The sequence below is a fragment of the Cellvibrio zantedeschiae genome, from assembly GCF_014652535.1.
In the GTDB taxonomy this organism is placed as follows: Bacteria; Pseudomonadota; Gammaproteobacteria; order Pseudomonadales; family Cellvibrionaceae; genus Cellvibrio; species Cellvibrio zantedeschiae.
Genome location: NZ_BMYZ01000003.1, coordinates 572,502 through 586,720 on the forward strand (window position 1 = coordinate 572,502; position 14,219 = coordinate 586,720).

Consider the following 14,219-nt stretch of genomic DNA (forward strand, 5'->3'; position numbering starts at 1 on the left):
TGTTTCCTGCGCTTCTCAGATAATTGCCGTCGTTCCGACGCGACATCCTTGTCGCGTAGTCACTAAAACGCACGTCCTGTGCGTTTTACGGCAATTCTCTTGCGATGCTCGGGGAACTCACATGGGAATTCTCGGTGCCACAATTAAATTCTTTAGAAGTTCGCCGGTTTAAAAAATTGCCTTAACTGAATTTGGAATCCATTGCGTAGTGCAAAGTAAACGCTTTGGCCTTCATTTAAATTGGCAGCGGTTGCCCAGCGCGAAAAATCTTGCGGCTCAAAACCTTGCCATAAATCGCCGCAGGCTTCTTTTGCCCAAGCTTGTTCGTGGCGACATAAATCACAAATCAACAATGCGCCGCCTGGTGCGAGGGCTTTGCTTAAATCCTGGAAAATATCAGCAGGCGAGTGGGTGTGGTGCAGCACCATGTTTACCACTATGCAATCTGCCAGAACTTTTTTCTCAGCGAGAACGTGAGTATCGCCGTGAATAAATTCCATGCTGCGCAAGTTTTGTTTCTGCGAAAACTCTTTCGATTTCTGCAACATTTCTGCCGAGCTATCGAGCGCTACGACTTGCGAAAACTTTTGCGCGAGTACGGGTAAAAATTCGCCTTCGCCGGGGCCGACTTCTAGCGCGAGAGTCCAATTTTTCAACGGAGTATTGTTGAGCAATTGCGTCATGTGTTCGGCATATACGGGATAACTGGCAATTAGATCTTGCTGCTCGCGAAATTTATGCGCGTTCTCGGCAAAGAATTGTTGCGAGGCCAAACTGCGTTCCTGTTCCAATTCGCGCAATTGGGTTTGCACGGATTCGGTAATTGGCAATTGGTCGATACTGGCGAAGAGCGCCTGCTGCAAACTGGCGAGTGGGCTATCGGGTACTAAATAAGACCGACGATAAAAAATGCTATTGCCTTCGCGACGCGTACTGAGCAATCCAGCACTGGTCAGCACTTTTAAGTGATGACTCATACCCGATTGCTTGGCATTGAAAATCCGGCACAGCTCCAATACACCAAAGGAATCCTGCGCGAGCACGCGCAAAATCTCTAAACGAAAACCATCTCCCGCAGCCTTGAGCAAATTAGGGAGCGATTGGGCATCCACCGTCGGCAGCGAGGCTGGCTCAACTATATCCGTCAAAATCGGCGGCGCATCAGTCGCTGGCAGCACTACAACTTCGTGCAAAGACGGGATGTCGACAGGCTCAAATGCAGGAGCAATCACCCTGGGCTCGGAAAGCTCTGGCAGTTCGGCGTCATGCACTTGCTCGGTGAGCAGCGGCAGGTCGAGATGGTCGTGGTCGAGGAGTTCAGTCATGGTGTGCAGTCTAGCAGGCGAAAAAATCTATATCAAAATATTTTGATATAGTTGTAAAGCTTTTTATTGCGACAAAAATAAAAGTGCGGGAAAGCATTTGGAATTGACCTTATAGTCTACATAACTATATTATGCGCCCCGTTTGGATGATGACTTTTCGTCAGACTTTGCTTTACCCATGGCCTCGGCTGAGCGAGAATGTGCACCCCCTGTTTGCCGGACACACAAGATTTGGCGGGGGTGTCCTTCCTGTTCCTCGGTCATAGAGCTCGCGGTTTCCCCATAAAGAGCTGGCGATCTTATTGAGCAGCAAGTGCAAAGTGTTCTGCGGGGCAAAGCGCTCTAAAAACAGAGCAAAGCGCTCTAAAAACAGGGCAACGCGCTCTGAAAAGTAGAACCATCCAACGAAATCAGCAGCACTGTGCCACCTTTATTACAGGCATCGGTGACGAAAAGATCCGCCAGAGGTCGCCTTAAACGCTATCGCAATCAACCTTTTTTGCTAAATGCCAAAAGCATTGGCCAATTGCTAATAAATAGGAGCTTCTCTCGATGCCTTCCCGTAAACACCTGGCTGATGCCATTCGCGTCCTTTCAATGGATGCTGTTCAAAAAGCTAACTCTGGTCACCCTGGCGCCCCAATGGGCATGGCCGATATCGCCGAAGTTCTGTGGAACGACTTTTTAAAGCACAACCCAACCAACCCAAACTGGGCTGACCGCGACCGTTTCGTATTGTCTAACGGCCACGGTTCTATGTTGATTTACTCCTTGCTGCATCTTTCTGGCTACGATTTGCCAATGGATGAGCTCAAGCAATTCCGTCAATTGCACTCTAAAACTCCAGGTCACCCAGAGCGCGGCTACACCGTTGGTGTAGAAACCACTACTGGTCCATTGGGCCAAGGTATCGCGAACGGTGTAGGTATGGCGTTGGCTGAGAAAATTCTCGCAGCGCAATTCAACCGCGAAGGCCACACTGTAGTTGACCACAATACCTATGTTTTCCTCGGCGATGGCTGCATGATGGAAGGCGTTAGTCACGAAGCTTGTTCTTTGGCCGGTACCTTGGGCTTGGGCAAACTGATTGCGTTTTACGATGACAACGGCATTTCTATTGATGGCCATGTAGAAGGCTGGTTTACCGATGATACAGCCAAGCGCTTTGAAGCTTACGGCTGGCACGTAATCCGCGCAGTAGACGGTCACGATGCTGCCGCAATCAAAACTGCAATCGAAGCCGCTAAAGCTGAAACTGCTAAGCCGACTTTGATCATCACCAAAACCATCATCGGTTTCGGTTCACCGAACAAGCAAGCATCGCACGACTGCCACGGCTCACCACTGGGCTTGGAAGAAGTTGCATTGGTCCGTAAAACCCTCGGTTGGGAATACGAGCCTTTTGTTATTCCAGCTGATGTTTACGCTGCTTGGGATGCAAAAGCCAAAGGCGCTGCTGCAGAAAAATCTTGGGGCGAGAAATTCGCTGCCTATAAAGCTGCTCATCCAGAATTGGCTGCTGAATTCGAGCGCCGCGTAATCAAAGGCGAATTGCCTGCTGACTTCGCTGCCAAAGCAGAAGCCTTCATTCAAGAAAGCCAAGCGAAAGGTGAGAAAATTGCCAGCCGTAAAGCATCACAAAACTCTATCGCTCTGTTCGCGCAACTCTTGCCTGAATTGTTGGGCGGTTCTGCGGATCTCGCTGGCTCTAACCTGACCTTGGTAAAAGCCTCTAAAGGTGTTGAAGCGGCTGATGCCAGCGGTAACTACATTTATTATGGTGTACGTGAATTCGGTATGAGCGCCATCATGAACGGTATTTCTGCCCACGGCGGTTTCATCGCTTACGGCGCAACCTTCCTGATGTTCCAACAATACGCAGCCAACGCTGTGCGTATGTCGGCATTGATGAAACTGCAAAACATCTTCGTTTACACCCACGACTCAATCGGTCAAGGCGAAGACGGCCCAACTCACCAACCAATCGAAGTGCTCGGTACTTTGCGTTTGACTCCAAATATGGACACATGGCGCACCGCTGACGCTGCTGAAACTGCAGTGAGCTGGAAAGCGGCTATCGAACGTCGCACTGGCCCAACCTCTTTGGTATTCAGCCGTCAAAACCTGGATACATTTGCCCGTACTCCAGAGCAAGTAGCCAATATCGCTAAAGGCGGTTACGTGTTGGTTGACTCAGTAGGCGAGCCAGATGCAATCCTGATCGCTACAGGTTCTGAAGTTGGCGTAACGGTTAAAGCAGCAGAAGCCCTGAAAGCCAAAGGCAAAAACGTTCGCGTTGTGTCTATGCCTTCAACCTCTGTGTACGACCGCCAAGACGCTGCCTACAAAGAATCTGTATTGCCAAGCAATGTAAGCGCACGCGTTGCCGTTGAAACTGCAGCAGCAGATTACTGGTACAAGTACGTTGGCTTCGATGGCCGCGTAGTAGGTATGACCACCTTCGGCGAATCAGCTCCCGGCCCAGCGCTGCTCGAATACTTCGGCTTCACTGTCGATAACATCGTCAGCACTGTAGAAGAGTTGCTGGAAGACTAAGTTGTAAGCTAAAACACCCGACGCAAGTCGGGTGTTTTGTTTTGGGTGATGGAAATTGACTGGAATAAGGAGCAACCATGACCAATTTAACCAGCCTGGTGATTTCATACAACGAAGGCGGGGAGGATCTCACCCGGGTTGTTATTGACATACCACCCTATGACGGCGACAGATTCTTTTCTCTTGGTACCGAACAAGATCTCGTATTGCCCAACGGCGAAGTCATCCAGATTTATGCCGAGGTAAATCCCATCGCAGCGCCAGCCGATATTCTCGTCTCCATAATCCAGGATGGCCGTTCACTTGATGTTCGTTGCGGCGCAGGCGTTATTATCAGTTACCAAACCACTGCCGGATTTGAATTCCTGGCCCAGATTGGAACGGGTGCATGGGAATAAAATCTCCCCTAATGGCGCCGCCAATTGTGTAAACTTCGCATTTTTATAATCGTCACATCGGCTTTATTCGGAGCCCTCTTTAAAAGGCAATTAGCATGACTGTAAAACTAATGAAAGACCAAGACCTCGCCGGTAAACGCGTTCTGATTCGCCAGGACCTTAACGTACCTCTGGAGGATGGCCGCATCACTTCTGCGGTGCGTATTGATGCCTCCATCCCCACCATTAAAGCTGCACTCGCTGCCGGCGCAAAAGTCATGGTGATGTCGCACTTGGGTCGCCCAGATGAAGGCGTTTACGAAGAAGCCTCTTCACTCGCACCTGTTGCAAAATATCTCAGCGAAAAATTGGGCCGCAATGTTCCGCTGGTAAAAGATTGGGTTGATGGTTTTGCTGACCAAGGCGATTTAGTGCTGCTAGAAAACGTTCGCTTCAACGTAGGCGAAGGCAAAAACTCAGACGAACTTTCCAAAAAAATGGCCGCACTCTGCGACGTATTTGTAATGGACGCATTCGGCACCGCGCACCGCGCACAAGCATCAACTCACGGCGTTGCGAAATTCGCACCTGTTGCAGTAGCAGGCCCATTGCTTTCAGCAGAACTGGAAGCCCTTGCAAAAGTTTTGGATAAACCAGCGCGTCCATTAGTTGCCATCGTTGGCGGCTCAAAAGTATCTACCAAATTGAGCGTGTTAGATGCACTCTCAAAAATCGCTGACATTCTTGTAGTAGGCGGCGGCATTTCAAATACTTTCGTAGCAGCAGCTGGCAATCAAGTTGGCAACTCACTTTACGAAAAAGATTTAATTCCAGAAGCACAACGCCTGTGCAAAACCACCGAAGTTGTGTTTGCAACCGACGTGCGCGTAACCAAAGAAGGCTTCAAATCCTGGAACCACAATTCAGTAGCGACTGTTAAAAAGCCAAGCGAAATCCAAGCCGACGAAGAAATCATCGACTACGGCCCAGAAACCGCAGCGCGCGTTGCCGAGATTATCAAAAACGCCAAAACCGTTTTATGGAACGGCCCTTGCGGCGTATTTGAATTCGATGCATTTGCAAAAGGCACAGAAACAATTTCCCGCGCAATTGCCGACAGCGAAGCTTTCTCTGTGGCAGGCGGTGGCGATACTTTGGCTGCAATCGACAAGTGGAATTTGGCTGACAAAATTTCTTACGTATCTACCGGCGGTGGTGCTTTCCTAGAGTTCGTAGAAGGTAAAGTATTGCCAGCCGTTGCGATTTTGGAAGAGCGTGCGAAGGGTTAATGTTTGCAGCGACTTAAAAAAGCGATCTTCGGATCGCTTTTTTTATATTTAAATGAATAATCGTTAATGTGCTCAAGTATGAAATTACACAGAATTCTTATCTGCCTATCCCTACTAGCTAGCAACACCTTCGCTGAATTACCGCAACTTTCCAGAGAAGAACTAGCTGCAGTTCAAGTCACCCCGAGTGCAGAGCGAGATGCAGCTGTTATCTACATGCGTGAAATGAGTTTTTATCTTTCGCGAATGGCTAGTCGTTGTAGAAAGGAATTAAAGATGCCGGCTTCGGAATTGAGTGAGCCAGAACAATCTTTGTGGGGTCAAACAAACTATCGCTATTCAGCAGCAGCTGTGCGCTATGACGGTAAACGAGCTATGTATCCTGACGCGTTTACTCAATACCAAACAAACCTCGATAAATATGGCGTGGCGCAGGAGAAAGCCTACGCTGATGCAGATGCACTTCTGAAACCTAAGAAAAGCCGTGTCCAAATTTGTAATCAGTTTTTCACAGATAGCCAAACCGGACGCTTCGACATAACTCCGGGACACCCGCACTATGAAGTACTGGAAGGTTTGGCCAGAGAATTATTTGATCCTCGCCAAAAATAATAGATATTTCTTTTCTTATTTTTTCGAAATATTCAAATTGATATCCACTCAATTACTCTCACTCTTACGATTGCGTTCAGCACTATTTAGCCATAACGCGCGATGACTATTGCTAAGCGCTTTCAGACTTTCCAATCGGACAATAATGCCCAACATATTAAAACGCAGAAACCTTTATCGCTTTTTCGTCGCAGCGCCAAAGTACTGAGGGAAAGCTGCCAACTCTTCAAAAGCTTGCTGAAAAATATGCTGACGCGGATTAGGACTGCGTTGTAGGCCGTAGCGTTCGGCGCGTTCCGCCAACGCCGGGTCACCGGCGCAATGCGCGAGGGCCAGGCCAACCATTGTTGCTTTAATCATCACATTAGTCTCCTCACAATCAACTTCCAGATATCCTCGCAAACCCTTGCAACGATCCAGAAGCGGCAGCAATTCCTGTTTGGCCCATGCAGCATAAAGGGTGAGAAAGTTCTCTAATTGATCCCTATCCCAGCATCGAAAAAGTGAATCAAAAGGCTTGGGCGTCTCCGGCCAGCGAGCAAAATGTTTCAATGGGACCAGATCCCTCCAAACCAATCGGATGTGATCCTGGGGTTTGCTCCAGTCCAATAAATCTTGAGGCAGGCGCGGTGCTATTTCGCAGTCAAGCCAAAGGTCCCAATAGTTGTCTGACCATTGCTGGGCAATCATTTGTATGCGCTGCTCGCCCAAAGGGGTTTGACGAATCAAGCTAAGCGCATCATGCCTGTACAATTGCCTACGCCAGATAAGGCTAAAACCATGAGCCTCAAAGTGAGGTAATACCAGAGCCCTGACACGCTCCTCTAAATAATTCTGACCCTTCGCCTTGCGCTCAAACTCAGAATCCTCCGCGACCTCCAACCATTCCAGCGGTTCGCGGCCCTCGGGGGAGAGTCGCCAATTGCCGGGGAGGTAGGCTTCGCCGGCTTGATCGTCATATACCGTCAAACCCAGCGCAAGGGCATGAGTTACCAGTACAGGAACCACCCGTTCAATTTGCGCGCTATCAATACCGAGCGCCCAGCTAGCCTCATCAACCTGGCCGTCGGGCGCTCCCTCGATCCAGGGCGATCCCTGTGCACCGCGAACATGGGGAAAATCCCGCAACAGTTGTTGAGCAAGTTGGGCGAATTTCGGATTAGGCGTCGCTTTCTTGCCAACAAGGTTGGCTTGTAAGGCGTCCGCCTCTTTCCATGTGGCTGGGCTGGGTTGCTCCCAGATGTGAATAACGTAACTCATGATTTGAGCGTCCATTAATTGAAAGCCAAAGCAACGCGACTGGCTGAGCAGTAAATCCATTGCCTATTTATTAAATTTATCTTTTTATAGAGTTGATACAATGCTTGAGAATATATTTCGACTACCGGCTTATCAACAAAAAATTGTATGGATAAACACTTCACCGCTTGCAAACTCGCTTACATTATTGACGATAAATTACTTGTTTATCTCCGTGATGATTTTGCGCATATTCCTTTCCCCAATATGTGGGATTTTCCCGGCGGTATGCGCGAAGGTGACGAAACTCCAGAACAATGTGTACTGCGTGAGCTAGAAGAAGAATTTGCCCTAAAGCTGGATGAATCACGCCTGATCTACAAAAAAGTTGGGGTTAACTTTAACAACACGGGCAACTCCTATTTCTTTGTTGCAGAAGGGAAGCAGGAAGAAATTGATGCGATTGTATTTAGCGAGGAAGGCCAGTATTGGCAAATGATGAATATTGAGGATTTTATGGAGCACCCAAAAGCAATTGATAGACTCAAAAGCCGATTGGCAGATTTTCTTGCCGCAAACAAAAATTAACTAAAAATCTCAAACAAGTGGAACAAAATTCCAAATTAAAAAAGGACGGCTTTCGCCGTCCTTTTTTTACTACACAAATTTATTTCAATGTTTTTTCTAAAAAATGCAAGATGTCATTAAGTGCATCGGGCGCATCCTTATCAAAACACATTTTCAAGAACTCGTTACAGCCAGTATCTAAAAATGCGTGGTTCTTGCCTTCATACAGCTTAAACTCAACGGGTTGGCCCGCTTTCTCCAATTGTTCTACATAAGCTTTTACGGCAGCGGGTGGCGTTGTATTGTCTTTGCTGCCAACGTGAACAAATTGCGGTGGCAATTTATAAGTAGATGCCAAAGGGATATTGTAAATGGGTGAAACGGCTTTATAGTAATTTGCATTGTCAGTAACGTTAATTGAACTTCCAAATATTCCACGAGCATCGGCCTTTGCAAACGCCCAAAACATATTGCTAGGTTTTTCAAAATTGTTTTGCGCAGCACCATATAAGTCAAATGCTCCGTAACTAATGATTGCTGCCTGTACCTTTAAACCATCTGCTTTTGCAACTTGTTCTGCTGTTTTGCCTTTCGGTAAATAGCTTGGGTTAAAACCCAAGGTGTTTCCCGCAAAACCATCGCTTTCCAATTTTTGGCCGCTTAGCAATACCATGCTTGCAAGGTGGCCACCCGCACTGTCTCCAGTAACTGCAACGCGTTTTGGATCGCCGCCGTAGGTTGCGATATTATCTTTTACCCAAAGCACACCACCCAACGCATCTTCAACAATTTCATTCATGTTGGTGGTATTTTTATTTTCAGGTAGAAGACGATAATTCATATTGGCAACAATAAACTCGCCATGCGAGGCAATATATTCCGACATGGAATTCATAATGGAATTATTATTTATCAGCCATCCACCACCATGATAAATTACCAGCACGGGATATTTTGCTTTGCCAGTTTTGGGTACATAGATATCTGCGGTAAGCGAGACATTTTTAGGTGACGCCCAAACAATATTTTTATGCGCCGTAAACTCGTGGGCTTGGGCAGATGACACCCACAAGAACACGGATGCGAGCAACAATAATGAAGATTGCATCAAGGAACGATTATTTAAGTTTTTCATGGTAGATCTCTCAACGTATGTTTGTTTCCCAAGCTTAGTTGCAGACTCCTTATCTGAGAAGTTAAGCTTGGTTAAGTTGGCAGTTTTGGTGCATCTGATTACTTTTGTAATACATAGATAGGGCAGGGAATATTCTCGTGGCAAAAACAATTCTTGTACTTGGTGGATATGGAAACTTCGGCAAACGTATTAGCGAATCCTTAGCCAAACATGCTGATGTTTGCTTACTGGTTGCCGGTCGCAATTTGGAAAAAGCCAATGATTTATGTAAAAAGTTACGTGCAGAAAATTACGCTGCTGATTTAAAACCTGTTGCCTTGGATATTTTCAGCGAAAACTTCGCACAAGAATTAAAAAACTTATCACCGTTTTTGGTGATTCACACCAGCGGGCCATTTCAAGGGCAAGATTATCGCGTGCCACAAGCCTGTATTGATGCAGGGGCACATTATATTGATTTAGCAGATGACCGTCGGTTTGTGTGTGATATTACCAAGCTAGACGTGCAAGCACGTTCAAAAAATCTTTTGGTTGTGAGCGGAGCCAGTTCTGTACCAGGTTTATCGTCAGTTGTTATCGATGAAATAACGCCGCAATTTTCACGAATGGACGAAATTGATATTGCTATTGCACCCGGCAACCGTGCAGAGCGTGGCGAAGCAACTGTTAAAGCGATTCTTTCCTACACGGGACATCCAATAAAGATTTTTGAAAATGGTCAGTGGATTAACAAGTATGGATGGATGTCTGCACGTAGACTGGATTTTGGAAAAGTAGTTGGTAAACGCTGGTTGGCGAATGTGGATGTTCCTGATTTGGAATTGTTTCCGGCACGTTATCCATCGGTAAAGCGCGTGAACTTTCAGGCTGGACTTGAATTATCTTTTTTACATTGGGGTATGGTCGGCATGGCATGGCTCGCCAAATATAAACTCGTGCGCAATTGGTCGCCCGTGGTGAAACCTATAGTTGCCGCAAGTAACTGGTTTATTGGTTTGGGTACCGATATTGGTGGAATGCGAGTAAAAATAGTCGGCATTGATCATCAACAAAAGCCGCTTGAATTGGTGTGGCAGTTAACTGCAACCCATGGTGTTGGCCCTTACATTCCTACGCTATCGGCCATCATACTCGCTGAACAATTAATTAGCGGTGAGAATAAAGACTCAGGTGCAAAGCCCTGTCTGGGTTTGTATAAACTGGAAGATTTTAAAACTCACGCTGAGCGCTGGGGTATTTATTATCAATTGTTTAACAAAGGCGAGGAGCAGCCACTTGGATAATTATCTGCTATTGAAATATTTTCATATTTTCTTCGCTACGGTGCTCTTTGGTACCGGTGTTGGCATTGCATTTTTTATGTTGATGGCAGCACGCAGTAAGAACATCAGCGTAATTTTACACACGGCACGCATTGTTATTGTGGCAGATTGGCTATTCACCGCACCCGCTGTTGTAGGTCAATTTATAACGGGCGTTTTGCTCATGAAACGGTTGCAATATAGTTTTGGTGCGCCCTGGTTTCATGCCGTATTTAGTACGTTTGTATTTATCGGCTGCTGCTGGATCCCAGTCGTCATTATTCAATACCGTTTAAGAAATTTAGCGAAAGAAGCTGAACAAACAGGAGTACTAAGCACCAACTTTCATCGCGCAATGCGTTTGTGGATTCTATTGGGGATTCCCGCTTTCGTCGGCATTTTGGTAATTTTATGGTTAATGATTTTTAAACCCCTGGCGATTATTTAATGCTTACACAATCCACCATTTTTCGTTACTGTCGCTTTAGTCTCGCATTTATGTGGCTATTCACTGCTGCAACGTCATTTTGGTGGGGTCGCGATATTGGGTATGAAGTATTGGCACTACAGAATATCCAAAACGATTTTGCAGATTTATGTATTAACGCCGGGAGCCTGTTAGATGCGTTTATAGGTTTATGGTTGCTTGGTAATTATCAACTCAAGTGGTGTTATAGATTACAAATCACTATTATTCTGGTTTATTCATTGTTGCTAAGTTTTATAGCGCCACAGTTCTGGTTGCATCCGTTTGGGCCAATTACAAAAAATATTCCTATCCTCGCTTTGCTATTTTTTTTGTATAAGTTTGATTCTTCTTTAACTACTCATTAAATGACGATTTAGGTGGTGCTAATGGAATCTACATTTAAAGATTACTTCTCTACAAAGTCTGACGCTTACGCTAACTATCGCCCCAAATACCCACCGACATTGGCGAAAGAATTAGCTGCGCTTTGCCATACAAGAGAGAGTGCTCTTGATTGTGGATGTGGATCCGGGCAGTTCTCAGTGTTGCTGGCAGATCATTTTCAACAAGTTATTGCGACTGATGCCAGCGCGCAACAAATTGAAAACGCTGCGCCACATCCTAAATTAGTTTATAAAGTTGCCCCTGCAGAAAAAGCTCCACTTCCAGATCATTCTGTTGATTTAATCAGTGTGGCCCAAGCGGCGCATTGGCTGGATTTGGAAAAATTTTACGCCGAAGCAAAACGTGTTTTAAAACCCAATGGCGTTATTGCGCTAATCAGTTACCAAAATGCGGTTTTGGAAGACAAAGAATGCAATCGGATGTTTGACGATTTTTACGGAAAAACACTCGATAGTTATTGGCCGCCAGAACGCAGGATTGTGGAGTCCGGTTACAAAGATTTGCCATTTCCTTTTGAGGAAATGACGTTTCCTGAAATGGTCATCAATGAACCTTGGAATTTTCATCAACTGTACGGCTACATAACAACATGGTCGGCATTTAAAGCATTTGAAAAAGCAGGCGGCAGCGAAGAGATTAACGCCTTCAAAGAAAATTTAAGTCGCGCATGGAAAGATGTTGAGCGGACTCAGAACATTATCTAGCCTTTATCACTTCGCGTTGGTCGTGTCGAATAATTGCTTTTATGAATTTTGATTTATTTTCAGGTGAACCACAGCAGCAGCGTCAGGAAATTCTTCCGGGTGCATTTTTATTGCGCGGCTTCGCCCTACCGTTTGAAAATGAACTTCTGCAAGATATTCAAGGTGTCATTGCCGAAGCCCCACCACGTAATATGGTGACGCCCGGTGGCCTGCCCATGTCAGTAGCGACAACTAGTTGCGGTGATGCAGGCTGGGTAAGTGATGCTTACGGCTACCGTTACTCAAAACGCGATGCGCTTTCACGCAAAAATTGGCCAGCAATGCCGTGCAGTTTTTTTGATCTTGCAAGAAACGCAGCGACGACTGCTGGTTATAAAAATTTCTCACCGGATTCGGCGTTGATAAATATATATAAAGTCGGCGCAAAAATGTCTTTGCATCAAGACAAAAATGAAAGGGATTTTTCGCAGCCTATTGTTTCGGTTTCTTTAGGTTTACCGGCAACTTTTTTACTAGGCGGTTTGCGGCGAGAGGACAAAACCATTCGTGTACAGTTGGTGCATGGTGATGTGGTTGTTTGGGGTGGTGCAGCGCGATTATTTTTTCACAGCATTCTGCCCATAAAAGTAGGAGTGCATCCGCTGTTGGGTAAGCAGCGGATCAACCTAACCTTTCGCAAAGCGCTTTAATTTCACAGTTACTTTTCTTGCGTGCTCTACAGCACAAATAGCTTGAGCACCAACCCACCAACGCTGCAACACCAATCACATGACAAATTGCAGGACGACACCTGGATGGGGAGGTAGAATTTCATCGGGAATGAAATCGAGCAATTTGCACAGCTTTGCTGCCCGAAGGGCAAACCACATGGATGTGGTTTGTGAATACATTGCCGTTAAAAAAATGTTTTTATCGCCAAACCAATTAACGCTGCCGCACCAATCACATGCATAACATTGCGATTGTATTTAAACAACGCAATCGCAGCAGCAAAAGCAATCACCGCTGCACCTATATCAAAATAACCACTAAAACCCTGCGGCCACAATACGTGGTAACCAAAGAACAGCGCGAGATTTAAAATAACGCCTACTACCGCAGCTGTTATTGCGGTTAATGGCGCGGTGAATTTCAAATTGTTGTGTGTAGTTTCTACAAAAGGGCCGCCCGCCAAAATAAAAATAAATGACGGCAAAAAAGTAAACCAAGTGACGAGCGACGCCGCTAATGCGCCAGATAAAAATAAATGCTCGGTACCAAGCAAGGCTTTAACGTAACCACCTACGAATCCCACAAATGCGACCACCATAATTAAAGGGCCCGGTGTAGTTTCGCCCAGCGCAAGGCCATCAATCATTTGTGTTGGCGTAAGCCATTGATAGTGGCCAACTGCACCTTGGTAAACGTAAGGCAAAACGGCATAGGCACCACCGAAAGTTAACAGCGCTGCTTTGGTGAAGAACCACGCCATTTGTGTGAAATCATGCTGCCAGCCGAAAATTGCACAGAGAATTCCCATAGGGATAATCCAAAGCACAAAACCAATAGCAAAGACAAATGCAAATCTCGACCAACTAAAAAGCGCGTGCGATGGAGTTGGTGTGTTGTCATCAATAAGCGCTGCACCATAAGATTTTTTTGACGCGCCGTGGCCCGCGCTGGCGTTAAAAATGTTTGGAGCATAGCGGCCACCAAAGTAACCAATAATGGCAGCGCCCAATACGATAAAAGGAAAAGGCACATTCAACGCAAAGATCGCCACAAAAGAGGCGCCGGCAAGCGCCCACAAAATATTATTTTTTAATGCTCGCGAACCAATGCGATGTGCTGCCTGCAACACAATTGCGGTCACCGCTGGTTTAATTCCATAAAATAATCCCGCCACCCAACTCACGTCACCGTAGGCGATGTAAACCCACGACAGAAAAATTAAAATAAATAACGATGGTAGAACAAACAATGCGCCCGCAATCACTCCACCCCAGGTGCGATGCATTAACCAGCCAATGTAAGTTGCAAGTTGTTGCGCCTCTGGCCCCGGCAATACCATGCAGTAATTTAACGCATGCAAGAAACGTTTTTCGGAAATCCAGCGGCGATTTTCTACCAACTCCTGATGCATGATAGAAATTTGACCCGCTGGCCCACCGAAACTGATAAAGCCGAGTTTGAGCCAAAACCAAAAAGCTTGCCAAAAGCTGACGGGGGCTGGAGCTGATTCTAAAACTGTGTCTGTCATA

General features: G+C 46.2%; 14 protein-coding genes. 10 read left to right on the forward strand and 4 right to left on the reverse strand.

What is annotated here, in order from left to right:
- Positions 1-152 precede the first annotated feature (152 nt).
- Positions 153-1,325 carry a metalloregulator ArsR/SmtB family transcription factor gene (locus IE104_RS16645; RefSeq protein WP_189420562.1) on the reverse strand — a complete coding sequence of 391 codons (1,173 nt, stop codon included), beginning with the start codon at positions 1,323-1,325 and terminating at the stop codon, positions 153-155.
- Between the two features lie 552 nt (positions 1,326-1,877).
- Between IE104_RS16645 and tkt the strand changes: the two genes are divergently transcribed.
- The 4 genes from tkt to IE104_RS16665 all read left to right on the forward strand — a co-directional run bounded on the left by tkt (position 1,878) and on the right by IE104_RS16665 (position 6,159).
- Positions 1,878-3,881, forward strand: coding sequence for a transketolase (tkt, locus tag IE104_RS16650; protein WP_189420564.1), 2,004 nt, complete (start codon positions 1,878-1,880; stop codon positions 3,879-3,881).
- 77 nt (positions 3,882-3,958) lie between these two features.
- A complete protein-coding gene (locus tag IE104_RS16655) occupies positions 3,959-4,279 on the forward strand; it encodes a hypothetical protein (protein WP_189420566.1) in 321 nt (106 codons plus the stop codon).
- A 95-nt stretch (positions 4,280-4,374) separates the two neighbouring features.
- Complete coding sequence (locus IE104_RS16660; RefSeq protein WP_189420568.1) at positions 4,375-5,547, forward strand: phosphoglycerate kinase; 1,173 nt, start codon at positions 4,375-4,377, stop codon at positions 5,545-5,547.
- Between the two features lie 78 nt (positions 5,548-5,625).
- Positions 5,626-6,159 carry a hypothetical protein gene (locus IE104_RS16665; RefSeq protein ID WP_189420570.1) on the forward strand — a complete coding sequence of 178 codons (534 nt, stop codon included), beginning with the start codon at positions 5,626-5,628 and terminating at the stop codon, positions 6,157-6,159.
- Between the two features lie 174 nt (positions 6,160-6,333).
- Here IE104_RS16665 and IE104_RS16670 read toward each other — a convergent pair whose 3' ends face one another.
- Positions 6,334-7,479 (reverse strand): hypothetical protein, encoded by a 1,146-nt coding sequence (locus IE104_RS16670; RefSeq protein ID WP_189420572.1) that lies wholly within the window; start codon positions 7,477-7,479, stop codon positions 6,334-6,336.
- An 87-nt stretch (positions 7,480-7,566) separates the two neighbouring features.
- Between IE104_RS16670 and IE104_RS16675 the strand changes: the two genes are divergently transcribed.
- Positions 7,567-7,986 (forward strand): NUDIX hydrolase, encoded by a 420-nt coding sequence (locus IE104_RS16675; protein ID WP_189420574.1) that lies wholly within the window; start codon positions 7,567-7,569, stop codon positions 7,984-7,986.
- A 79-nt stretch (positions 7,987-8,065) separates the two neighbouring features.
- Here IE104_RS16675 and IE104_RS16680 read toward each other — a convergent pair whose 3' ends face one another.
- Positions 8,066-9,100, reverse strand: a complete 1,035-nt coding sequence (locus IE104_RS16680) for an alpha/beta hydrolase (RefSeq protein WP_229838040.1) — start codon at positions 9,098-9,100, stop codon at positions 8,066-8,068.
- A gap of 137 nt (positions 9,101-9,237) precedes the next feature.
- On the opposite strand from IE104_RS16680, the gene IE104_RS16685 reads away from it, so the two are divergent.
- The 5 genes from IE104_RS16685 to alkB are packed head-to-tail and all read left to right on the forward strand — an operon-like array spanning position 9,238 to position 12,668.
- Entirely contained in the window at positions 9,238-10,383 is a 1,146-nt protein-coding gene (locus IE104_RS16685; protein ID WP_189420575.1) for a saccharopine dehydrogenase family protein, read from the forward strand.
- Entirely contained in the window at positions 10,376-10,849 is a 474-nt protein-coding gene (locus IE104_RS16690) for a DUF2269 family protein (protein ID WP_189420577.1), read from the forward strand. The genes IE104_RS16685 and IE104_RS16690 overlap by 8 nt, the downstream gene beginning before the upstream one ends.
- A complete protein-coding gene (locus IE104_RS16695) occupies positions 10,849-11,235 on the forward strand; it encodes a DoxX-like family protein (protein ID WP_189420579.1) in 387 nt (128 codons plus the stop codon). Before IE104_RS16690 ends, IE104_RS16695 begins: the two co-directional genes overlap by 1 nt.
- Positions 11,236-11,256: 21 nt before the next feature.
- Positions 11,257-11,979 (forward strand): class I SAM-dependent methyltransferase, encoded by a 723-nt coding sequence (locus tag IE104_RS16700; protein ID WP_189420581.1) that lies wholly within the window; start codon positions 11,257-11,259, stop codon positions 11,977-11,979.
- A 41-nt stretch (positions 11,980-12,020) separates the two neighbouring features.
- Positions 12,021-12,668 carry a DNA oxidative demethylase AlkB gene (gene alkB, locus IE104_RS16705; RefSeq protein WP_189420582.1) on the forward strand — a complete coding sequence of 216 codons (648 nt, stop codon included), beginning with the start codon at positions 12,021-12,023 and terminating at the stop codon, positions 12,666-12,668.
- A 206-nt stretch (positions 12,669-12,874) separates the two neighbouring features.
- Here the strand turns inward: alkB and chrA are convergent, their stop codons facing one another.
- Positions 12,875-14,218 (reverse strand): chromate efflux transporter, encoded by a 1,344-nt coding sequence (chrA, locus tag IE104_RS16710; RefSeq protein WP_189420584.1) that lies wholly within the window; start codon positions 14,216-14,218, stop codon positions 12,875-12,877.
- Position 14,219 lies beyond the last annotated feature (1 nt).